The organism is Bacillus cereus group sp. BfR-BA-01383, from assembly GCF_022663495.1.
In the GTDB taxonomy this organism is placed as follows: domain Bacteria; phylum Bacillota; class Bacilli; order Bacillales; family Bacillaceae_G; genus Bacillus_A; species Bacillus_A cereus_AU.
In genome coordinates this window covers 198,836-221,326 of sequence record NZ_JAKUFP010000004.1, presented here as the reverse complement: position 1 = coordinate 221,326, position 22,491 = coordinate 198,836, and the positions used below count along the sequence as shown (strand labels likewise).

Below are 22,491 nucleotides of genomic sequence, written 5' to 3'. Positions count from 1 at the left end.
AAGAGCAATGCAACTTCAGGCATTTCTTATTACATTTCGTGAAGTATTAGAAGCGTTGCTTATCGTTGGGATTATTACAACGTACTTAAAGCGCACAGATAGTAAACAGTATGTGAAATATGTTTGGCTAGGAGCAGGGCTTGCGGTTGTAGCAAGTTATATTGTCGCCCTAGTCTTTCAAGTTGTATTTACTGGTTTTGCTGCTATGGGTAGCGAAATGTATTTAAAAATATCCATTATTTTCGTTTCAGCCATTTTACTTACACAAATGGTATTTTGGATGGCAGAACATAGTAAGAATATGACAGCCAATGTGGAAAATAAAATGAATCAGTATATTACGGCTGGGAATATAATTGGAATGGTCGTGCATTCTTTTCTTGTTGTACTTCGAGAAGGTGTAGAAACTGTATTCTTCTTCGCAGCTATTACCGGTGGAAATATTGGAGAAGCGATGAAAGGCTGGGGAGCAATATCTGGTCTACTCGTTGCAGCAGTTGTTAGCTTCTTATTCTTTAAAGGAACGATGCGTATTTCACTCAAAGTATTCTTTAAAGTAACAGGTGGATTTATCGTATTAATTGCAGCAGGACTTCTTGTACAAGGCGTTTCTATGCTTCAAGATTTAAAGATACTTGGCAGCGTAATGCCACACGTATATGATATTACATGGCTATTACCAGAGCATCCTATTGATTATGATCATTATCTCCGCGATCATGGTACTGCACCACTTCTTTCTGGTGATATCGGTATTTTCTTAAAAGCATTTTTAGGATATTCCTCGATGCCATCTATTGAAGAAGTACTTGTGTATATCGGATATTTTGTTGTGTTGTATATGTTAATTGTCTTTAAAAAGCCGGTTAAAAAAAAGAAAGAAATAATGGAAGAAAATAAGTCAGTTAGTTAAAGTACAAGGTGTTTTCCTTGTACTTTTTTTGCAGAAAGGAAATGAGATGAAACAAGTACTACGTATATGGGCAGTTATCCTTGTTATTAGTGTGATTTGTATTCGTTTTTTCTACGCAAGTCCGTTTGCAGCAACGTGGGACGAAGTCGATTTTACACTTGCATTAAAGCAATATGACATATTGGCGATGCAGCCCCATTTCCCAGGGTATCCTTTTTTTATTTTAGGGGGAATGATAACGCATATTTTTATAGAAAATCCTGTGCAATCGTTAGGGGTTTTTAATGCCATCATGGCACTCGGCGCAGCTTTTCCGATGTATTGGATTGCACGTTATTATGTAAGTAAAACGAGCGCTCTTATTGTTGTAGCTGTCTTACAAACGAGCGGGTATTTCTCTATTTTAGTAACGCAGCCTATGTCAGAAGGTGCAGCATTAGCAATTGTATGGTGGTATATATGGAGTATAGAACGTGCCTTTCGTACAAAGTGTTTTCGAGCTCAATTCTGGCCAATCCTCTTCTTTGCGCTATTAATGGGTATAAGGTTATCGTATGCACCGTTTGGAATTGCACTTATTTTGTTATTATGGCAACAATGGCATGAAGAAAAATGGCGATTTATAATCTTATTTTGTACAGCTGTCCTTTCGCAACTAGTTTGGGTCAGTGCTCTTATTTGGAACATTGGTGGAATCACGGGGTTGTGGGAAATTTCTTTTGGATTTGTAGAAGGACATTTTACCGAATGGGGTGGAGCAGTTACAGATACGAGTGAACCACTTATTTCACGCCTCTATCGTTTGCTTTCTGAAAACATCATCTTTGCAGGAATAGGTATCCACTCTTATTATTTGGTAGCTTTCTTTTTGTTCTTTTTGTTCCTGTTTGTTTTACAATGGAAAAACATACGTTGCTATCCAAAGGTTTTGATTGCTCTTGGAATTTTCTATTTTCTTTGGAATTTATTTGGACAAAATATTGATAAACCTCGTCACTCTTATCCGATTGTAGCGATGTTACTATGCGTACTTGCTATTTCATGGTTAAAAAACAATCGTGGTATTATCTTGCTTTTATTTGCAACGAGTCAACTTATGGTGAGTATACCGCTCATGAAAGAACAACAAGTGGAGGTACCAGCAACATATCAACTCGCGTCATATTTGGAGGAGAAACAAGAGCCGTTTATTGTATACACTTGGGAAGAGACGAGGGTTATGGAATATTTACAAGTGCCGTATGAACATAAACGGTTTTACACATATTCATATTTTTTACAAGATAAAAAATATCATAAAAATGATAATATATATGTTACCAATCATCTTATTGAAGGATTTCAAAAACAAGGAATTCATATAGAAGGACAAGTTGAAAAGGAAGCCGTCTTTCATTCAAACCCATTATTTGATCCTGTTTATCATGAAATAGTTTTATATAAATGGAAAAAGGATTCTGTTGTAAAGTAAGTTAAAGTGCAAGGAATATTGTGATAATTTATACTTTCATTAAGTGTGGGGCAGTATTTTTACCTGTAACGTTTATACTATTTGTTTTCAGAACGATAACTATGCCAATTCGTTTTTTTGATATAATAGATGCGAAGCAGGAAATAGATAGAAAGATACTGCTAGTAATTTATACTTAAAATGTAGGGAGATTGAACAGAGTTATGGGGAATGAAAAAGAAATTAGTTCCGCTAAATTAATATGGAAGATGACGCGCCCGCATACATTAACGGCGACGTTTTCTCCTGTAATATTAGGGACTGTGGCATCACTTTATGTTGCCGAGATTCATTGGCTTTTATTTATTGCGATGATGAGTGCATGTTTAGCATTGCAAATAGCAACGAATTTATTTAACGAGTATTATGACTTCAAACGTGGGTTAGATACTGCTGATTCTGTTGGAATTGGTGGTGGAATTGTCCGTCATGGATTAAAGCCAAAAAACGTTTTAACAGTTGCGCTTTTATTGTATGTCGTAGCAGCATTTATTGGCATTTATATTTGTATGAATAGTAGCTGGTGGTTAGTAGTCATTGGTTTAATTGGGATGGCGGTTGGCTATTTATATACAGGTGGTCCATTACCAATTGCGTACACCCCATTTGGAGAATTAGTTTCTGGCTTGTTAATGGGGACATGTTTTGTACTCATTGCTTTCTTTATTCAAACGAATACTTTAACGATTGAAAGTGTATTGATTTCCATTCCAATTGGGATTTTAGTAGGTGCAATCAACATGTCGAATAACATCCGAGATATCGATGAAGATATTAAAGGTGGAAGAAAGACGTTAGCTATCCTCCTTGGGAGAGAGAAAGCAGTGGTAACACTAGCTGTAGCCTTTTTTATTGCTTATTTATGGATCGTTGTGATTGTATTGATGGGTTATATAAGCCCTTGGGCATTAATTATGTTCCTAGGTTTGAAAAAGCCAATCTCTGCAATTCAAGGTTTCCAAAAAGGAGTAAAGGAACCTGGATATATGCGCATCGCAATGAAATCAACAGCGATGACAAATACGATTTTTGGTTTCTTATTATCAGCAGGATTATTAATCAGTTATTTGTTTTAAATAAAAACCCCCAACAATCGGGCAATATTGTTAAGTGATTAACCCTCTATTTCTCAATTTTAATACAGAGAAATGGGGGTTTTTATTTTGGGATTTACAACGCTAAGCTCATTTTCCTGACGATTACCTCGTTTTTAACAACGTTAAGAAAGCTTTAGTGGCCTTAAAGAATCTAATGATATCACTTTCTCCGAATAAAAATGGTATTCTCCTAAAAAATTACTATGTTCCCAGCCTAAAGGGGACATATGGTGCAATAAAGCTATGGAAAGGGAAGAAATAATCATTTCTTATTCCATTGGTGGCAGCACCTTTTATTAGAATTGTCCCCTTGGTTTAACAAATGCTTTTTTGTAAATAATATGTTCGTTAAACAATTAATTAAGGGGGACTTGTATGCCACAGGATCGAAAAGTAGAAGTTCAAAACGATGCATACGAAGAAAAAGAGATCATACCAGATAATCCACAATATGTACCGCGTCACATGCAAATGGAGCTGCCTCACGAATTTTCCATAAATCCTCTGTTTGCCCGCGAAGGAGAAGCAGTCGTTCCGCGCTTTCACATGCCTGATAAAGGCATGTTACCAGAAACAGCGTATCAAATCGTCCATGATGAAATTGCTCTTGATGGCAATGCCCGCTTGAATCTTGCAACATTCGTTGGCACATGGATGGAGCCTGCCGCAGAGCAATTATATGCCAAATCATTCGACAAGAACATGATTGACAAGGATGAATATCCACAGACAGCTGAAATTGAGGAGCGGTGTGTCCGCATTTTAGCCAACCTCTGGCATTCGCCCACCCCCATTACAACTATGGGTGTTTCAACAACTGGATCGTCGGAAGCATGTATGCTCGGGGGGCTTGCGTTAAAGAGACGCTGGCAAAACGCACGCAAAAGCGAAGGGAAACCGGTGGATCGTCCCAATATTGTGTTTAGTTCTGCTGTTCAAGTCGTTTGGGAAAAGTTCGCGAACTATTGGGAGGTTGAACCACGCTATGTGAAGGTTAGCCCAGAGCATCCCCAATTGGATCCTCAGGGGGTCCTCGCTGTCGTGGATGAAAATACGATTGGTGTAGTACCGATTCTCGGTGAGACTTATACCGGACTTTACGAACCGGTTGCCGCCATTGCGAAAGCGTTGGACGATTTACAGGAGAGGACGGGTCTCGACATTCCCATGCATGTGGATGCGGCTTCGGGGGGATTTATAGCACCGTTTCTTCAACCAGATTTAGTCTGGGATTTTCAATTACCGAGGGTGAAGTCCATCAATGTATCCGGACATAAATATGGATTAGTCTACCCTGGATTGGGTTGGATAATTTGGCGGGAAGCTGAAGATCTCCCTGAGGATCTAATCTTCCGCGTCTCCTATTTGGGCGGAAACATGCCGACTTTTGCTCTGAATTTCTCTCGTCCTGGCGCACAAGTGCTCCTGCAATATTACAATTACCTACGTTTGGGGAAAAGTGGGTACTATGATGTCCAGAGGGCTTCTCAGAAAGTCGCTCTTTTTCTTAGTAAGGCGATTCAGAAGATGGAACCGTTCGAACTTTTGTCCGATGGTTCGGATATTCCGGTTTTCGCTTGGCGACTGAAAGATGGTTACACATTAAACTGGAATCTTTATGATTTATCTCGACAATTGCGTGTGTTCGGCTGGCAAGTACCCGCTTACCCATTGCCTCCAGATATGGAAGAGGTGACGATTATGCGCGTTGTGGTTCGAAATGGATTATCAATGGATCTCGCGCATTTATTTTTGATGAACCTCAAACAGGCCGTTGCCTTTCTGGATTCCCTGGACGGGCCTATGCCACATGATACGAAATGTGATAATGGGTTTCATCACTAAATGGGGACAGATCCCGTAGTCATTAAGTTGAGCTAACCACCGGTGAAATTAACTATCTTAGATGAATCCTTCCATTAAGAAATTTATTGGAGGGACTTTTTATGGATATTAAATCGACCAATAAGAATATGCTTTATACAGAAGAAAAGTTTATATCAATTATCGGTTTGGGGAACAGATTAAGCACCCGATCTGATAAATAGACGGAGAGATTCCACCTATTGATTCAAAAAATATGAAAATGGGTAATAGAATCTTTAGCCTATGGGAAAAGTAACATTATAAAACAAACTAAAAGAGCCAGCTCATACGAGTAGGCTCTTTTAGTTATCTACTATTTCCAATTGTCCTCTTATTTTCTCCGGAATGTCCTTTTCAGAAATAACGTCGTAAGAATAGACATACTTACCTTTCACATGAATTTTCAAGTAAGTTTTTCTTATAAAATCATTAGGAGTGTTCGTTCCTACTGTATATTCTTTCTCATTCCTTAATTCATCAACACCTTTTAGTGAGTACATAGCTCTTCCTTTATGATGGTAATCTGGAACGCCATATCCCTTCGCAACGGCGTATACATTTTTTTCTTCAGCAATCGGATTAAATCTGTCTAAATCCCCGCGTAATATGAAAGGTAGTAAGTATATAGGGAGGCCTATTCCTATTATGCAAATTACAAATTTCTTCATGATTATTTCTCCTTTTGTTCATTTACATGTTTCAGTATAGAAAAAAATTCTTATGAATAAAGGGAGATTTTCTTAAGATTTTCTTAAAAAGAATTTTAAGGTTATTTTAACCAAAATTTTCATGGAAATCCCTTTAAAAAGAACAAGAGTTCGTATATAATGAGAACAAACGTTCTTTTATTAGGAGTGATTACCTTGTATGATTATTTTCTTTTACCTAATCGTATTATTCTATGTGTAGATCTTCGTAGCTTTTATGCGAGCGTATCATGTATTAAAAAAGGACTGGATCCACGTTATACAAAATTGGCCGTTGTAGGAGATGTGAATCAGAGCGGATCAATTGTGTTAGCAGCAACACCGCCATTAAAAGCGTTAGGGATCAGGAAGATGGCAAGATTGTACGAAATACCGAAGCGACCAGATATTATTATTGTGAATCCAATTATGCATACGTATATGAAGTGTTCAACTTTCATAACTGGTTTAGCTTTGCAGTATGTCGCGCCCGAAGATTTTCATCAATATAGTATCGATGAATTTTTCATGGATATGACTGCAAGTATTCATTTGTTTGCAAATAATCCGCGCGAGTTCGCATTAAAGTTCAAGCGAGAAATATATGAACGTACGCGGATTGACAGTACAGTTGGCATTGGTCCGAACTTATTATTGAGTAAAGTAGCGATGGATGTTGAAGCGAAAAAGAATAGGGATGGAATTGCGCAGTGGACGTATGACGATATACCCGAGAAGTTATGGAGCATTAGACCGCTCAGTAAATTTTGGGGTATATCGTATAAAACTGAAATGAAATTGAACCGAAAAGGTATACATACAATAGGGGAGTTAGCGCAGTATCCTTTGAAACATTTAAAGAAATCTTTCGGTGTAATAGGAGAGGAATTACATTTACATAGTAACGGGATTGATTTTAGCAGAATAGCAGAAAAATATGTTCCAGCGACAATATCTATAACAAAAACCCAAATATTATTACGTGATTATTCGGTAGAAGAGTTCAGAGTTATTTTATTAGAACATATAGAAGAGGTTTGTTATAGGTTGAGAAGAGAAAAGAAATACGCACAAACGATCCACTTTTCAGTTGGATATAGTAAGGAATATGGCGGGGGAATAAAAAAGGCACATACGTTAAACAGAGCAACAAATTTAACGATGGATATTTATAATGTTTGTACATATTTTTTATACGAGCGGTATAAAGGAGAACCGATTCGATCGATAAGTATTTCGCTAACTAATTTAATAAATGAAGGGGAAGAGCAAGTTTCACTTTTCGATAACATTATACAAAGAGAAAAAGAAGTGAGATTAACGAAAGTTATGGATGAAATTCGAACACGGTTTGGTAAGAACAGTATTTTACGAGGGATTTCCTACACAAGCGTCGCAACAGCAAGATATAGAAACACATTATTAGGAGGGCACAAATCGTGAAAAATGCTAACATGCCAAAAGGAAGAGGGATGGTAAAGTGGCAACCGTTTGCTAGTATGCCAGAGCAATTTGCAGTTATTAAAGAAATGATACAGGAACAAACAAAAATCCCGCGTCCAATCTTAACGCAAGATGCAAAAGAAATGATTGAAAATAAGCTATTAACTTCATATTTAGGTGAGGAAGAGGTTTTACTTACATATTATAAAGATGGCTATTTATATAAAAATTACATAACAGTAGTTGATATAAATCCAATAAATGAGACGGTTACTTGTACAGATGCTTTTTGTAATGAACGGATTTTTAAGTTTGTTGATGTGATTGAAGTGAATTAGAGAGGGGGAATAGAAGTGATGATCTCTTCCTAACTTAATTATACCACGTAAATAACGTTCAAAATAGACTGTTTCTTCTCATTTACTACTGCTACAATCAAGAACACATGCAAAATAAGGAGAGATGTTACATGAGTTCTTTCGTTCTCGATTTTCAGGAAATAGAAAAGGTGCAGCTTTCGCTCGTTGGCGGAAAAGGATTGAATTTAGGGGCGTTATCAAACATACAAGGGATACAAGTGCCAGAAGGATTTTGTGTTACAACGGTAGGGTATGAAAAGGCCATCGAACAAAATGAAACATTCCAAACTTTGTTGCAGCAGCTAACAAAGTTGAAAATTGAAGACCGAGCTCAAGTTAGTGAAATTAGCAGGAAGATTAGAGAAGTCATTATGGAAGTAGATATTTCTTCGGATGTTGAGAAAGCAGTTACTCATTATCTCTCACGTTTTGGCGATGAGCATGCCTATGCAGTACGTTCTAGTGCTACTGCTGAAGATTTACCACATGCCTCGTTTGCAGGTCAACAAGATACGTATTTAAATGTGATTGGAAGAGAAGCAATTTTGCAGCATATTAAAAAATGTTGGGCTTCTTTATTTACAGATCGAGCGGTTATATACCGCATGCAAAACGGCTTTGATCATAAACAAGTTTCTATAAGTGTTGTCGTGCAACGGATGGTATTCCCGGAGACATCGGGAATTTTATTTACTGCTGATCCAATCACTTCTAACAGAAAGGTGTTATCGATTGATGCCAGTTTTGGACTTGGTGAGGCGCTAGTATCAGGACTCGTCTCTGCCGATAATTATAAAGTAAAAGAGGGCGAAATCGTCGATAAGATGATCGCGACTAAAAAAATAGCTATATATGGGCGGAAAGAAGGCGGAACAGAGACAAAGCAAATTGCCCCTAATGAGCAAACTGTTCAAACCCTTACTAACCAACAAATATTACAACTAGCACGTATCGGAAGACAAATTGAAGCTTATTTTGGTTGTCCACAAGATATCGAATGGTGCTTAGTTGAGGGGACATTTTATATTGTCCAAAGTAGGCCAATTACGACTCTATATCCAATTCCAGAAGCAAACGATCAAGAAAATCATGTGTATGTATCGGTTGGTCATCAACAAATGATGACGGATCCTTTGAAACCATTAGGGATGTCATTATTTCAGTTAACATCTTTTGGTCCGAGGTTTATGGCGGGAGGAAGGCTGTTTGTTGATGTTGCACAAAGATTGGCTTCGCCTACTGGTCGAGAAATGTTGTTAAATACAATAGGAAAATCGGAGCCGCTTAGTAAAGATGCATTAATGACGGTCATAGAGCGAGACGATTTTATAAAACTGTTACCAGAGGATAGTACCGGTAACAGCAAGCCATCTACATCGGCGCAACCACAAATTGAAAACGACCCGGCAATCGTTATGGATTTAATCAAGAATAGTGAAGCGTCGATTGAAGAGTTAAAACAAAATATGCAAACGAAATCAGGGTTGGATGTAGTTGATTTTATTTTGGAAGACATAAAGCAATTAAGGAAAGTATTATTTGACCCGCAAAGTATGGCTGTCATTATGGCAGGTATGGATGCTTCATCATGGATTAATGAAAAGATGGAGCAATGGCTAGGTGAAAAAAATGCAGCAGACACGCTTTCTCAATCTGTACAAAACAATATTACTTCAGAAATGGGGCTAGCATTAATGGACGTTGCAGATGTGATCCGCCCTTATCCAGAGGTCATTGAATATTTACAATATGTAAAAGATAATAGCTTTTTAGATGAATTAGTTACGTTTGAAGGCGGAGAAAAATCTCGAGATGCGATTTACGATTTTCTGAATAAATACGGAATGAGATGCAGCGGAGAAATTGATATTACGAAAACGCGCTGGAGTGAAAAGCCAGCTTCTATTATCCCAATGATTTTAAATAATATAAGAGACTTTGAATATGGTGCTAGTAAGCGGAAATTTGAAGAAGGATTGCAGGAAGCTTTGAAAAAAGAAGAAGAGTTAGTAGATCGATTGCAGCACTTGCCGGATGGTAAACAAAAAGTAGAAGAAACGAAGCGAATGATCAGTAACATCCGAAATTTCATCGGTTATCGTGAATACCCGAAATACGGCATGATTAATCGCTATTTTATATATAAGCAGGCACTACTGAAAGAAGCTGAGCGACTGGTGCAAAACAGCATTATTCGTGAAATAGAAGATATATACTACCTAACTTTTGAAGAACTTCACGAAGTCGTCCGTACGAATACACTGGATTACAAGGTTATTCATAAACAAAAAAATGATTATAAATTATATGAAAAACTAACGCCTCCGCGTGTTATCACGTCTGATGGAGAAATCATTACAGGTAAGTACAAACGAGAAAATCTTCCTGCAGAAGCAATTGTAGGTTTGCCTGTTTCTTCTGGAGTCATTGAGGGAAGAGCACGTGTTATTTTAAATATGGAAGATGCGAATTTAGAAGATGGAGATATATTAGTTACGGCATTTACGGACCCTGGCTGGACACCATTGTTTGTATCGATAAAAGGTTTAGTAACAGAAGTCGGCGGACTTATGACACACGGAGCGGTTATCGCACGTGAATATGGCTTGCCAGCAGTCGTTGGAGTGGAGAACGCTACGAAATTAATAAAAGATGGGCAACGAATTCGGGTACATGGAACAGAAGGGTATATTGAAGTGTTGTAATTAAGTGAAAGATCATCCGCTATTATAGTGGATGATCTTTTTATGTTTTTAAGCCAGCTGCTATTACCTGAAACTGAAGGTCGAAATAAAAATGAGCATATGAATTGGATTTCTTTGAATGTGCCTGTCGTAAACCAAAAATTGATATTTCCTGAAAATATCGATGAATCATAATGTATGCTAATCTAAAACGATGGATTTTTTCAAAAATATTACAAATTCAGACAATATCTTGTTAATTATCTGAATTTTCATTATTATATAAACGTTGTACTGTATTTAATATTGGGGAGGAATAGGGATGAAGAAAAAGCCTTTTAAAGTGCTGTCTACGCTTGCGGCGGCAGCTGTGCTTAGTTGCACATTTGGGTATGGGGGACAATCTGTTTATGCGGCAACGCCGTCTAATGCAGGAACTTTAAGTCCAATTGATGAAAATTTAATTCAAGAGGAGCGTTTAGCAGATGCGCTCAAGAAACGCGGTGTAATTAGTGAATCTACGTCGAAAGAAGACACATTAAAAGCTGTTGAAAAATACGTAGAGAAGAAAAAAGGCGAAAATGCTGGAAAAGAACCAGCAGCGGGGGACAGTGTTACAAGAGAAGCTGCTGACTTTTTGAAAAAAGTTAAAGATGCAAAAGCAGATGAGAAAGAAAAAGCACATCAACCTGTTAGTGGCCCGGTAGCTGGACAAGAGCCGGTTAAAGGGGGATTAAACGGCAAAGTACCAACTACTTCAGCGAAGCAAAAACAATATAACGGTGATGTTCGTAAAGATAAAGTTCTTGTATTGCTAGTAGAGTTTGATGACTTTAAGCATAACAATATTGATCAAGTACCAGGTTATATGTATTCAAATGATTTTAATCCAGAACATTATCAAAAAATGCTATTTGGTGATGAGCCGTTTACACTCTTTGATGGTTCAAAAATCCCAACATTTAAACAATATTATGAAGAGCAATCTGGTGGCAGCTATTCAGTCGATGGGACAGTGACAAAGTGGTTGACAGTTCCTGGTAAAGCAGCGGATTATGGTGCAGATGCTGGCGATGGCGGTCATGATAATAAAGGACCAAAAGGACCTCGTGATTTTGTAAAAGAGGCATTAAATGCAGCTGTAGAAAGTGGTATTGATTTATCTGAATTTGACCAATACGATCAATATGACAATAATGGAGATGGCAATAAAAACGAACCAGATGGTCTTATTGATCATTTAATGGTCATTCACGCTGGAGTTGGGCAAGATGGAGGCGGTGGTAGACTAGGTGATGACGCAATTTGGTCACATCGCTGGAACCTTGGAGCACCATATCCAATTGAAGGAACAAAAGCAAAAGTTGATAACTGGGGCGGTAAAATGGCAGCATACGATTACACAATTGAGCCAGAAGACGGAGCAGTTGGTGTATTCGCACATGAATTTGGCCATGATCTAGGTCTTCCAGATGAGTATGATACGAAGTATTCCGGATCAGGTGAGCCAATTAACTCTTGGTCTGTTATGAGCGGCGGCAGCTGGGCTGGTAAAATTGCAGGTTCAACGCCACCGAGTTTCTCTCCGCAAAACAAAGAGTTCTTTCAAAAGAACATGGGTGGAAACTGGGCAAATATTGTAGAGGTTGACTATGATAAATTAAACCGCGGTATCGGCCTTGCGACGTACTTAGATCAAAGTGTAACGAAATCAGCTCGTCCTGGTCTGATTCGGGTTAACTTACCAGACAAAGATGTAAAAGGTATTCAGCCTGCATTTGGTAAGAAATATTACTATAGTACAAAAGGCGATGATCTTCATACAACATTAGAAACGCCAGTGTTTGATTTAACAAATGCAGCAAATGCGAAGTTTGATTACAAATCATTGTATGAAATTGAAACAGGGTATGACTTCCTTGAAGTACATGCAGTGACAGAAGATGGTACGAAAACGTTAGTGGATCGAATTGGTGAAAAGAATGTGAAAAATGGCCTAGACACAACAGATGGTAAATGGGTAGATAAGTCATATGACTTAAGCAAATTTAAAGGTCAAAAAGTAAAATTAGTATTCGAATACATTACAGATGGTGGTTTAGCACCGAACGGATTTACTCTTGATAATGCTACATTAACTGTAGATGGAAATGTTGTGTTCTCTGATGATGCAGAAGGCGAAGCGAAATTAAAATTAAATGGTTTCGTTGCAGCAAACGGTTTTGATAAGAAGAAACATAACTACTATTTAGAGTGGAGAAACTACGCTGGTGCTGATCAAGCATTAAAATATAGCAGCGGTGTACCGTATAATACAGGTCTTGTTGTATGGTATGCAGACTCTAGCTTTACAGATAATTGGGTTGGTATGCATCCAGGCGAAGGTTTCTTAGGGGTTGTCGACTCTCACCCAGAGGCAATTGTTGGAACGCTAAACGGCAAACCAACTGTTAAAAATAGTACACGATTCCAAATCGCAGATGCTGCGTTCTCCTTTAACCAAGCGCCAGCATGGAAAGTTGTATCTCCAACACGCGGAACATATGATTACAAAGGGTTACCAGGTGTAACGAAGTTTGATGATTCTAAATCGTATATGAACGATTTAATCCCAGATGCAGGACGTAAAGTACCGAAGCTTGGATTGAAATTTGAAGTGGTTGGACAAGCAGATGATAATTCTGCAGGTGCAGTTCGTTTATATCGTTAATAATGGAGAAGCTGTTGAAGAGGATTCCTCTCAACAGCTTTTTTCGTAGGAACATAAATTTTAAGTTATTAATAAAATAGTAACTACTTAGCCTAGAAATTTGGTAAAGGGTATTATTCCAATGAAAATATGCTTACACTTATATGAAAATTAGATAACAGAGTTGATATAAATCCATTAAATGAGACGGTTATATGCAACTGATGCTCTTAGTAGTAAGCGCACTTTTAAGTTTGTTAATGTAATTGAGATTGATTAAAACATGTTTCTATGCAACAGGCCTATTTCTTCAAGCCAGCTGCATAAAAAGGTCCATGAACTGCGATTGTTGATAAAATGTGAGCAATTTCCTCCGGTGTTTCTTTTTGCCCACTATTTAACCATTGCTGAATGACACCTATATGAGCAGATGCCATATAAGAAGCTAAGTATTGGCTCGGGACAAGTAAATTTTCTTTCTTAATAAGAGCATCATTCGTATCTTCAAACAGTGTTTTCCACATAAAGTCTTTCAGTTTTGTTTGGAATGATAAATCTCCTTTTGGACTAAGTACAGCTTTTATAAAATCACTATTTTCATTTAGAAATTCAAGTATAGAAGCGATAAGTACAAATGGAGTCGTTGGGGAAGGATTTGATCCAAGATCCGCAATAACTTCCGGAAATTTCTTTTTTGCAATGCTAGACATCTCGTACATAATTTCTTCTTGGCATCTCGTCATTAAATCAAATTTATCTAGATAGTGTGTATAAAATGTACCACGGTTTATGTTCGCTTTCGTTGTAATATCTTTTACTGTAATGGCGTCAAAGCCTTTTTCTTCAATTAATTCCACAAATGCATTTCGTATTGCCGTTTTCGTACGAATCACGCGTAAATCTAAATTACTATCTCGCAAAGTATGTCCCTCCTAAATTTTCTTCAACATATTTATCAAATGTGTCTTATAACCGACACATTTGCGTTTTTTGATTATTGTATAAGGTTCAATGCAAACATATAATTCAACATATAAATAAACAACACGTTGTTCACTTATTGTAACTGAAATTAAAGGAGGGGAAAAGAACATGTTTAAAAATAAACTTTTATTATTATCACCAGTCATTGCACTACTTATTGTCTTTATTTTTTCATTAACATTATTCCCGACAGTTCAACCACAGCCGAAAAACTTGCCAATTGCAATTGTAAATGAGGATCAAGGAGTAGAAATTCCGAACCAACCTAAAATGAATATGGGGCAAACGATTGTTGATACGATTAAAAACAAATCTAAATCAGATGAAGAACCTGCGGTGAAGTGGGTAGAAGTAAAAAATAAGGAATCGGTTCAAAAGGGGTTAAACAATAAAGAGTATTACGCGGCATTAGTTATTCCGAAAGAATTTAGCGCAAAACAAGCTTCATTACGAACACCACAGCCATCATCACCAGAGGTAGAAATATTCATAAATCAAGGAATGAATACAGCTGCATCAACTATGGCAGGGCAAATGTTAAATGGTGTAGTTGATAATATGAACAATACTGTTCGTACGCAGCTACTAGATGGGTTTAAAGCAAAAGGTGCTACTTTAACAACAGATCAAGCTTCAAATTTAGTAACACCTATTGCGAAGAAAGTGACAAATGTGAATGAGGTCGGAAAAAATAGTGCGAACGGTAACTCGCCAATTTCTTTATTCCAACCGCTATGGATTGCAAGTTTAGCGAGTGCCGCAATTATCTTTATTGCGATTCGTAAAATGACAGTCGGCTCACGAAAAGAAAACTTTGTATTAAAAGTAAAACAAATAGTAACAGGAGCTGTTGCGGCGCTTGTAATTGGATTTGGTCTTACATGGATTGCAGATGGAATGGTAGGATTAAATATTTCGAATGTAACGGATACGGCGTTGTTCTTATCTATTACAGCGTTTAGTTTCTTCTTAATGATTACAGCGGTGCTCTCATTAGTTGGACTAAATGGAATCGGATTATTCGCTTTATTGCTATTCTTCGGAGTACCATTATTATCGCTAGCGCCCGAAATGTTACCCTCGTTTTATCAAGATTGGGTATACTCATGGTTGCCAATGAGATTTATGATCGAAGGACTAAGAGAAATCTTCTTCTTCGGAAAAGGTTTAAGCTGGAATACACCTGTTACTGTCCTCGTTTGGATTGGTGTAGTAAGTATGGTTACTATATTAGCAACTGCTTTCAAACGTAGTGCAGTAAAAGGGCGTAAAACAGAATTGAATGTTTAAAAAAAGCCGTTTCACTATTTAGTGAAACGGCTTGTTGTGGTGAAATCTATAAACTGAAGAATTCGTATTTGCTGTTGTAGCCTTGGAACAAAGTATGATAATTTTTATGATTTTTGCTCAATTTAAACGCCCGATTGTTGCAAATTGTTGTGCTTGGCATTAAGTCGGGATCTCTAAAGATCGCGCACGTTCCAAACAATCTCACCGCGCTCGTCCTCCCACGTACTGTGATGCCGCTTAAACCCTATTTTTTCTAGCACTCGGAGGGAAGCAACATTCCAAGCGCCTACAGTCGACCAAAGTCTGTGGCGCCCAGTAGCAATCGCAGCGTCCAGCACAACGGATGCTGCCTCAGTCGCGTAGCCTTTACCATGAGCACTGCGGAACAGCTCGTATGCAATTTCTGGCTCTTCAAGTGTGGAACGCCCGATAATCAAGCCACAGTATCCGATGAAATCGCCTTCGTCTCGCCTTCGAATAGTGAGAAGGGAAATGCCATTTTCGTCTGCCTTCTTGCGCATCTCAATAAGACGGCTACGAACGGAGTCAACGGTCGGCATGTCCACACCACGTTCGCCAATTAATTTTCTCAGCCAAACTGAATCGGATTCCTCCCACATACTCAGCTCAAGTCGTTCAGTTTTTAGCTGGAACTCCATAGTTTTAAATAAAGATGGCATAGTGGAACCTCCTAGTTATGTCACTGCACTCATAATAGCTTCGCATCACCACATCAGGTTGGAAATCCGGTTAATTCGCGAATTTATAGCAACAGTGTACAAAAAATTAGTGATATTTTATCCCACATTCACGAGCAGTAAAACGGCCACCTCAAAATTCGGCTGGAGCAAAGAAGTTAGGTGGAAGCCCTGCTGCCCGTAAACCCCCACTGATTATAGTTTCACTTTATGCATAAGCAATTCCTTTGCAAAATAGACCATTATATCAAACTTTCTTTTAAAGCTACAGCTGTCCCGTTATATACACATGCTCCGAATATTTCAAAATGCATAAAATGTTATGCGAAATTAAGGAGGGGATACGATGTATAATTCGAATTATCATGATTGGTATAGACAGAATGATAAGTTGATTAGTGATATTGAAAAAGCGATTAACGGAGAGTATAGCGCCATCAGTTGCTATGCGAAATTAGCGAACATGGCTCCAAATCAAGTAGAACAAAAACAAATTCTTGAAATCCGTAATGATGAAATAAGACATTTTCATCATTTTGTACAAATTTATACGAACTTAACTGGCAGGCAGCCGAAACCACAGATTACTGAAGACTGCCCGAATACGTACTTACAAGGATTAGAATTCGCTATACAAGATGAGCAAAAGACCGTAGATTTTTATTTAGAAATTTCAGATGAAGCATCAGATGCATCTATGAAAGATTTATTGCGCAGAATAGCTGCAGATGAACAAAATCATGCGGTGTGGTTTTTATATTATTTTGTGAAGTCGAAGTGAATGTTAAAAATGAATGGCTGATGTGGTGAATATATTAGAAATGATTTTAAAATGTAGTGCAGTAATTGAATGCAATACTTAAATATAATTAGAAGGAAACCGTTTCACAGTAGTGGAACGGTTTTTTTGCGATGAAATGCAAGTTACATAGGATCGACAAAATATAGTAGTTGAATTTGGTATATAATGTATGAAATGAAAATAAATAAAGTGAAACTTTAATCAGTGGGGATCAAAAAGCGATTGAATTGATGTATGAAAACGCACTCGATTTAGGATTTTACGTGGAATATGTTACAGACGAAAATGATGGCAGAACGCATTTGTCAGTATGGTAGCGCTAGGAAAGGGGAACGGAAATATGGAGAGAACTACAGTTCAAGAATATACAATTCGAATTGCTTCTGAAGAGGAAAGTGATAGCATTATAACGCTATTAAAAGAGGTAGCACAGTGGCTACAACATAAAGAAGTGGATTAATGGCAGTATCTATTAGGAGGAGAAGCTACGGCTGAAATACTAGAAGGTATAAGAGAGAAATATACGTATGTTGTTACGAAAGAAGATGAAATTGTCGGCACGGTTACAGTATCTCCTAAACAAAGTGAATGGGATGAATATATTTTTGGTAAAGAGGAAGTTTCTAATTCATTATATATTCATAGATTTGCGGTGAAGCGGAAGTATAAAGGGAATGGAATAGGAGAATGGATTTTACAGTGGATAGAAGAGAATGTACAAAGGGATAAAAAGTATTTGAAGTTAGATTGCGCCCGGCATAATCGTACATTGAATGATTTTTATAAGGAAAACGGTTTTGAATATGTTGGCAGTACGGATGGACTTAGTAAGTTTCAAAAGAGGAGGAGAAAATGAATGAATTCAATTAACGTAAATTTAGTTGAAAAGTTAATACAGGAACAGTTTCCTGAATGGGCACATTTAGAAGTGAAACCTGTAAAGCTTAGCGGGCATGATAATAGAACGTTTCATCTAGGCGATCAGATGAGTGTAAGGTTACCAAGTGATGCAGCATATGCACCGCAAGTAGAGAAGGAAAACAAGTGGCTTCCTATATTAAGTAAGGAACTTTCTTTACCAATTTCGGCCCCAATTGCGAAGGGGAATCCGTCTGAAGAATATCCGTGGCCTTGGTCTATTAATAAGTGGATAGAAGGAGAGACAGTTACGAAAGAAAATGTACATGACTTAAATGAATTCGCAACGGATTTAGGATCATTTCTAGTAGCATTGCAATCAATCGATGCGAGTAACGGACTAATAGCGGGTGCGCATAATTTTTATCGAGGCGGATTGATATCTGTATACGATCAAGAAGCGAGAGTGGCTATCGAAAATAATAAAGATGTTTTTGATGAAACATTATTAAAGCATCTTTGGAATTTAGCACTTCGGTCAACGTGGAAGCGTAAACCAGTTTGGGTGCATGGAGATATAGCGCCAGGGAACTTACTCGTTAAAGACGGAAAGCTTAGTGCCGTAATTGATTTTGGCATATTAGGAGTAGGAGATCCTGCTTGTGATGCAGCGATGGCTTGGACATTCTTTGATAAAAATAGTAGAAACATATTTAAAGAAATATTACGTATGGACGAAGAAACGTGGAATAGAGCGAGAGGCTGGGCGCTTTGGAAGGCGTTAATTACATATGATGCGAATAAAGGGAGTAATAAGGGAGGGGCAGAAGAATCTCATCGTGTGATCCAAGTGATTGTGGATGATTATTAAATAAAGTGAAAAGGTTTAATAATATATAGCATCAGTTTTGATTGAAGTTACTTGACGTTTACTGTGCAATAAAAAGGAGGGAACATGATTGAAAGTCAAGCAAGGAAAATATGAAGAAATAAAATTGCGTGATAGAATTCCAGGTATGGTTGAATATATAGATAGTACAAGGCTTCCAGCTGATTTTCACTACTATATTCCTCCACACTGGCATAGAAGTATTGAAATTAGTTTAGTAATATATGGAGACGTTTTTTTATATGTAAATGGGCAAAAAAAGAAAGTATCAGCTGGTGAGTTTATCTTTGTAAACAGTGGAGATGTGCACGAATTTGAAAAAGTTGAGAATGTAAGTTGTGCAGTAATGATGTTAATAGTTTCTTATGAATTTCTTAAAGAGCTAAATGATGATTTTGATAAATATAGATTTAATCTAAAAGAATCCGTTGTTCAGAAAACAAAGCTCCAACAAATATTTTATGAATTAAAGGAGTTAGTCACAAATTCTGATGATTTAAGCTATATAAAAATTAATAGTTTAATTTATGAGATTGTTTATATTTTATTGCGCCATTGTAAAGATGGGGAGAAAGTAGATAATGATTTTCAACTTGGAAATAAACAAAAAGAGATGATTACATATATTTATGAACATTACGATGAAGAGCTTAAAATGAAAGATGTGGCGAAACACTTTTTTGTCACTGAGGAACATTTTTCCCGTATGTTCAAAAAGTCTTTCGGATCAAATTTCACCTCTTTTTTAACGAGATACAGGCTTCATAAAGCTTATGAAGATATTATTAGTAGTACAAATTCTATACAAGATATAGCAATAAAACATGGATTTCCCAATGTAAAGTCATTCATTTCACAGTTTAAGGGGAAATATGGATATACACCATTACAATATAGGAAAAATATGATATCAAAAAATGACAATAATTGAATCAAATATGAACAACAATAAAAATACGTTCCGTGTTACATTTTGTACATGGAACGTATTTTTATTTAGTAAATGGAAATATACACGATTATATGATTTTTTAAAAAATGTAAGCGTTTTAATACGAGGTAGGGGGAATAAAAGATGACTAGACAATATAGCTTAAATTTATTAGAAAAAATTCAAGAAAAGCAAGAAACCATCAATGTACAAGGTGCAGAAGTCTTAGTGAAAAACATACCAGATTGCGATGAAAAGGGAGCAATGGATCCACGTCTTTATAAAGACATGAAGGTTCAAATGAATATAATGAGGTTTATGCCTAAAAATATGATAAAAATGGACGCTTCCGAAAAATCAGTAAGGAATATGAGAAAACAGTTTAATGGTATTAAAAGCGTTCCGATCGTCACTAAAGATATAAATATTACGAATGAAACAGTTAAAGCGGAAGATGGATATGATATTCCGATAAGGATTTATAATAGTATTTCGAAACGAGAGAATGCTCCAATTCTATACTTTATTCATGGTGGCGGATTTATGGCGGGATCACCAGATGTGGTAGAAGAACTTGTGAAATTAATAGTAGAAAAAACAGATATACTAGCTGTTTCCGTAGATTATCGATTAGCTCCAGAACATCCTTTTCCAACTGGGCATACAGATTGTTACACTACTTTAAAATGGATTTATGAGAATGCTGAAGCATTCGGCGGTGATAAGAATAATATCTTTGTTGCTGGTGATAGTGCTGGAGGGAACTTAACCCAGTATTGTACAACGAGAGATATGGAAGATGGTAGAAACCTCGTTAAAGGACAACTGCTTCTGTACCCTACACTTAATATGTGTGACTATGAAGACGAGTTTTATTCTTGGAGTATAGATAAGTATGAGATTGCTCCGAAGTATAAAAAAGGATTAGAAAAAATGCTTAATGTGATGCATTCAATGGCCGGAGGGATGGCAGAAATACTTGGTACGCAAGAAATTAATTCGAAGTATTTAAGTCCATATGTTGATGTATCTCCAGACTATCCATGTACATTTATTACGGTAGGAGAACATGATTTTTTAATGATAGAATGTTTGGCATATGCGGCTAAATTGACTAAAAAAGGAGTGGATACTGAAACAGTCCTCTATCGTGGTTTAGGGCACGCATATGGAGATAATGTAGGTGTCTATCCTCAAAGTGAAGATTTAGCGATTGAGATGGGGAATTTTATATTAAAACATAGTGGGAAGTAAGGGAAATGATGAAAAATAAAAAAGTGATAGTAAGTCTAACTTTCGCTATTTTACTATGTATATTCGCATTTACAGACCTACAGATATCCCATAGTTTATATGAACCAACTAATAAGATCGCTCTTTTTTTACAAGCTATAGGAGAAATTCCAGCGATGCTTATTGCCTTACTTTCTAGTATGTATTTATTTAAAGTTAGAAAGAATAAAGGTTCAAGAGGGTATTATCTATCTGGAATCGGCTATGGATTAATCATTCTTTTGTTCGCTTTTATAGCTTCATTTATGCTAGTGAAGTATTTAGTCATTTCAAAATTTTTAATTCCAATTTTTATGATATGCTTTATTGCAGTTTGCTATATGATTTCTAAATCATGGAGTAAGTATGATGATGCAAGATTGAGAGATATTGCGTTAATTGGATTATTAAGTGTAGTGATCGTGTTAATTACATTTAATCTAATAAAATTAGGATGGGATAGAGAACGCTATCGTCATATGATTTCTATAGGATCTTTTGAAGGATTTTCAAAATGGTTTATACCTCAAGGAATTGCTAAAAGTGATGAGTTTATGTCATTTCCTTCAGGCCATAGTGCGAATGCAGCGCTCGTTATTTGGTTGAGTTTATTACCGGAGTATTTTGCTTCATTAAAACGTAAAAAAATAGGTGTTTGGATTTTCATTCTTATATGGATGATACTAGTGCCAGTTAGTCGTATTATGGTAGGGGCTCATTTTGCTTCAGATGTTACAGTTGGAGTCGCTATTTCATTGATTGTCTTTATGACTATAAAAAAGTATATATGGAGAAAAAAGAAAGTTGATGTGCAGAGTATTCATGAAAGTATGTAAACACTCATTGAAATTTATCGACGGATATTCCGTTAAAAGTATCTGAACTTATTATTTTGTATGTGCAGAGAACGATATTAACGTTGCTTATTATTACACCGATTGCTTATTTATTGCTTTGAACTACTATGTTTTCTGACTTATATAATCAATAAAAGGGAAGTCATTTTGATTCGAATGACTTCTTTTTGTTTGCCGTAAAAGTCAAATTTAACGTTCGAATATTCCTTGACAGGAATATTCGAACTTGGATATAATTGATTCAATAGGAAGATAATATTAGTGATGATATTGATGTGTTATAACCGGAGACCATCACTTAACGAGGTGAGTGATATGTCGGGGAAATTTCCGGGCGTGAACATAGCGACGCTGAATGCTTTATCTGAACCGAATCGTATGAATATCGTTGAACTTTTACGTGACGGTCCTCTAACTGTTGGGGAAATTGCGGACCATCTAGGATTAAGGCAACCACAAACTTCGAAACACCTAAAAGTGTTAAGCGATACAGGGATTGTGGAAGTGCAAGCTGAAGCTAATCGTCGGATTTACAAGCTCCGACCTGAGCCTTTCCAAGCGCTGGATTGTTGGGTACAGTCATTTAAGCGTGTCATGGAAGAGAGATTCGATAATTTAGATGAGTATTTGAAGGAATTGCAAAACAAGGAAAAGCCTTAAGGA

18 protein-coding genes and 2 pseudogenes are annotated in these 22,491 nt (G+C 36.9%); 17 read left to right on the top strand and 3 right to left on the bottom strand.

Annotated features, from left to right (window positions below; translation table 11 throughout):
* Positions 1 to 7: 7 nt before the first annotated feature.
* The 4 genes from MR065_RS06635 (at position 8) to MR065_RS06620 (ending at position 5,365) form a co-directional block, all read left to right on the top strand.
* A complete protein-coding gene (locus tag MR065_RS06635; RefSeq protein ID WP_242212985.1) occupies positions 8 to 913 on the top strand; it encodes an FTR1 family iron permease in 906 nt (301 codons plus the stop codon).
* 46 nt (positions 914 to 959) lie between these two features.
* On the top strand, positions 960 to 2,384 hold the full coding sequence (locus tag MR065_RS06630; RefSeq protein ID WP_242212984.1) for a hypothetical protein: 1,425 nt from the start codon (positions 960 to 962) through the stop codon (positions 2,382 to 2,384).
* Between the two features lie 203 nt (positions 2,385 to 2,587).
* On the top strand, positions 2,588 to 3,499 hold the full coding sequence (gene menA, locus MR065_RS06625; RefSeq protein WP_098266257.1) for a 1,4-dihydroxy-2-naphthoate polyprenyltransferase: 912 nt from the start codon (positions 2,588 to 2,590) through the stop codon (positions 3,497 to 3,499).
* A gap of 396 nt (positions 3,500 to 3,895) precedes the next feature.
* Complete coding sequence (locus tag MR065_RS06620) at positions 3,896 to 5,365, top strand: glutamate decarboxylase (RefSeq protein WP_242212983.1); 1,470 nt, start codon at positions 3,896 to 3,898, stop codon at positions 5,363 to 5,365.
* A 323-nt stretch (positions 5,366 to 5,688) separates the two neighbouring features.
* On the opposite strand, the gene MR065_RS06615 is transcribed toward MR065_RS06620, so the two are convergent.
* Positions 5,689 to 6,054 carry a YxeA family protein gene (locus MR065_RS06615; RefSeq protein ID WP_098540143.1) on the bottom strand — a complete coding sequence of 122 codons (366 nt, stop codon included), beginning with the start codon at positions 6,052 to 6,054 and terminating at the stop codon, positions 5,689 to 5,691.
* Between the two features lie 195 nt (positions 6,055 to 6,249).
* Here MR065_RS06615 and MR065_RS06610 point away from each other — a divergent pair, with 195 nt between their 5' ends.
* The 4 genes from MR065_RS06610 to MR065_RS06595 all read left to right on the top strand — a co-directional run bounded on the left by MR065_RS06610 (position 6,250) and on the right by MR065_RS06595 (position 13,268).
* Positions 6,250 to 7,515, top strand: coding sequence for a Y-family DNA polymerase (locus MR065_RS06610; RefSeq protein WP_242213039.1), 1,266 nt, complete (start codon positions 6,250 to 6,252; stop codon positions 7,513 to 7,515).
* Positions 7,512 to 7,853 carry a YolD-like family protein gene (locus MR065_RS06605; RefSeq protein WP_242212982.1) on the top strand — a complete coding sequence of 114 codons (342 nt, stop codon included), beginning with the start codon at positions 7,512 to 7,514 and terminating at the stop codon, positions 7,851 to 7,853. The genes MR065_RS06610 and MR065_RS06605 overlap by 4 nt, the downstream gene beginning before the upstream one ends.
* Before the next feature lie 131 nt (positions 7,854 to 7,984).
* Positions 7,985 to 10,579, top strand: coding sequence for a phosphoenolpyruvate synthase (gene ppsA, locus MR065_RS06600; protein ID WP_242212981.1), 2,595 nt, complete (start codon positions 7,985 to 7,987; stop codon positions 10,577 to 10,579).
* Positions 10,580 to 10,880: 301 nt separating this feature from the next.
* The gene (locus MR065_RS06595; RefSeq protein WP_242212980.1) at positions 10,881 to 13,268 is read left to right on the top strand and encodes an immune inhibitor A domain-containing protein; all 2,388 of its coding nucleotides are present in this window, start codon (positions 10,881 to 10,883) and stop codon (positions 13,266 to 13,268) included.
* A 281-nt stretch (positions 13,269 to 13,549) separates the two neighbouring features.
* On the opposite strand, the gene MR065_RS06590 is transcribed toward MR065_RS06595, so the two are convergent.
* Positions 13,550 to 14,167 carry a TetR/AcrR family transcriptional regulator gene (locus MR065_RS06590; protein ID WP_097906273.1) on the bottom strand — a complete coding sequence of 206 codons (618 nt, stop codon included), beginning with the start codon at positions 14,165 to 14,167 and terminating at the stop codon, positions 13,550 to 13,552.
* Positions 14,168 to 14,339: 172 nt separating this feature from the next.
* Between MR065_RS06590 and MR065_RS06585 the strand changes: the two genes are divergently transcribed.
* The gene (locus tag MR065_RS06585) at positions 14,340 to 15,521 is read left to right on the top strand and encodes a YhgE/Pip domain-containing protein (RefSeq protein ID WP_242212979.1); all 1,182 of its coding nucleotides are present in this window, start codon (positions 14,340 to 14,342) and stop codon (positions 15,519 to 15,521) included.
* A gap of 173 nt (positions 15,522 to 15,694) precedes the next feature.
* Here the strand turns inward: MR065_RS06585 and MR065_RS06580 are convergent, their stop codons facing one another.
* A complete protein-coding gene (locus tag MR065_RS06580) occupies positions 15,695 to 16,201 on the bottom strand; it encodes a GNAT family N-acetyltransferase (RefSeq protein ID WP_242212978.1) in 507 nt (168 codons plus the stop codon).
* Between the two features lie 364 nt (positions 16,202 to 16,565).
* Here MR065_RS06580 and MR065_RS06575 point away from each other — a divergent pair, with 364 nt between their 5' ends.
* The 8 genes and pseudogenes from MR065_RS06575 to MR065_RS06540 all read left to right on the top strand — a co-directional run bounded on the left by MR065_RS06575 (position 16,566) and on the right by MR065_RS06540 (position 22,488).
* Entirely contained in the window at positions 16,566 to 17,000 is a 435-nt protein-coding gene (locus MR065_RS06575) for a ferritin-like domain-containing protein (RefSeq protein WP_242212976.1), read from the top strand.
* 230 nt (positions 17,001 to 17,230) lie between these two features.
* Positions 17,231 to 17,338, top strand: a pseudogene (locus MR065_RS06570) (DUF2691 family protein); the annotation flags it as partial.
* Between the two features lie 23 nt (positions 17,339 to 17,361).
* Positions 17,362 to 17,877, top strand: a pseudogene (locus MR065_RS06565) (GNAT family N-acetyltransferase).
* Positions 17,878 to 18,750: an aminoglycoside phosphotransferase family protein gene (locus MR065_RS06560; protein WP_242212974.1), complete on the top strand. Its 873-nt coding sequence runs from the start codon at positions 17,878 to 17,880 to the stop codon at positions 18,748 to 18,750.
* Positions 18,751 to 18,838: 88 nt separating this feature from the next.
* Positions 18,839 to 19,699 carry an AraC family transcriptional regulator gene (locus MR065_RS06555; RefSeq protein ID WP_242212973.1) on the top strand — a complete coding sequence of 287 codons (861 nt, stop codon included), beginning with the start codon at positions 18,839 to 18,841 and terminating at the stop codon, positions 19,697 to 19,699.
* Positions 19,700 to 19,843: 144 nt separating this feature from the next.
* The gene (locus MR065_RS06550) at positions 19,844 to 20,953 is read left to right on the top strand and encodes an alpha/beta hydrolase (protein WP_242212972.1); all 1,110 of its coding nucleotides are present in this window, start codon (positions 19,844 to 19,846) and stop codon (positions 20,951 to 20,953) included.
* Positions 20,954 to 20,961: 8 nt separating this feature from the next.
* On the top strand, positions 20,962 to 21,807 hold the full coding sequence (locus MR065_RS06545; RefSeq protein WP_242213038.1) for a phosphatase PAP2 family protein: 846 nt from the start codon (positions 20,962 to 20,964) through the stop codon (positions 21,805 to 21,807).
* Between the two features lie 336 nt (positions 21,808 to 22,143).
* Positions 22,144 to 22,488 (top strand): ArsR/SmtB family transcription factor, encoded by a 345-nt coding sequence (locus MR065_RS06540; RefSeq protein ID WP_242212970.1) that lies wholly within the window; start codon positions 22,144 to 22,146, stop codon positions 22,486 to 22,488.
* Positions 22,489 to 22,491: the final 3 nt, after the last annotated feature.

Excerpts from the sequence above, each read along its gene's own strand:
- MR065_RS06560 (WP_242212974.1), top strand. The coding sequence starts at position 17,878 with ATGAATTCAATTAACGTAAATTTAGTTGAAAAGTTAATACAGGAACAG.
- MR065_RS06545 (WP_242213038.1), top strand. The coding sequence starts at position 20,962 with ATGAAAAATAAAAAAGTGATAGTAAGTCTAACTTTCGCTATTTTACTA.
- ppsA (WP_242212981.1), top strand. The coding sequence starts at position 7,985 with ATGAGTTCTTTCGTTCTCGATTTTCAGGAAATAGAAAAGGTGCAGCTT.
- MR065_RS06580 (WP_242212978.1), bottom strand. The coding sequence starts at position 16,201 with ATGCCATCTTTATTTAAAACTATGGAGTTCCAGCTAAAAACTGAACGA.
- MR065_RS06635 (WP_242212985.1), top strand. The coding sequence starts at position 8 with ATGCAACTTCAGGCATTTCTTATTACATTTCGTGAAGTATTAGAAGCG.
- MR065_RS06575 (WP_242212976.1), top strand. The coding sequence starts at position 16,566 with ATGTATAATTCGAATTATCATGATTGGTATAGACAGAATGATAAGTTG.
- MR065_RS06540 (WP_242212970.1), top strand. The coding sequence starts at position 22,144 with ATGTCGGGGAAATTTCCGGGCGTGAACATAGCGACGCTGAATGCTTTA.
- MR065_RS06550 (WP_242212972.1), top strand. The coding sequence starts at position 19,844 with ATGACTAGACAATATAGCTTAAATTTATTAGAAAAAATTCAAGAAAAG.
- MR065_RS06615 (WP_098540143.1), bottom strand. The coding sequence starts at position 6,054 with ATGAAGAAATTTGTAATTTGCATAATAGGAATAGGCCTCCCTATATAC.
- MR065_RS06620 (WP_242212983.1), top strand. The coding sequence starts at position 3,896 with ATGCCACAGGATCGAAAAGTAGAAGTTCAAAACGATGCATACGAAGAA.
- menA (WP_098266257.1), top strand. The coding sequence starts at position 2,588 with ATGGGGAATGAAAAAGAAATTAGTTCCGCTAAATTAATATGGAAGATG.
- MR065_RS06595 (WP_242212980.1), top strand. The coding sequence starts at position 10,881 with ATGAAGAAAAAGCCTTTTAAAGTGCTGTCTACGCTTGCGGCGGCAGCT.
- MR065_RS06630 (WP_242212984.1), top strand. The coding sequence starts at position 960 with ATGAAACAAGTACTACGTATATGGGCAGTTATCCTTGTTATTAGTGTG.
- MR065_RS06585 (WP_242212979.1), top strand. The coding sequence starts at position 14,340 with ATGTTTAAAAATAAACTTTTATTATTATCACCAGTCATTGCACTACTT.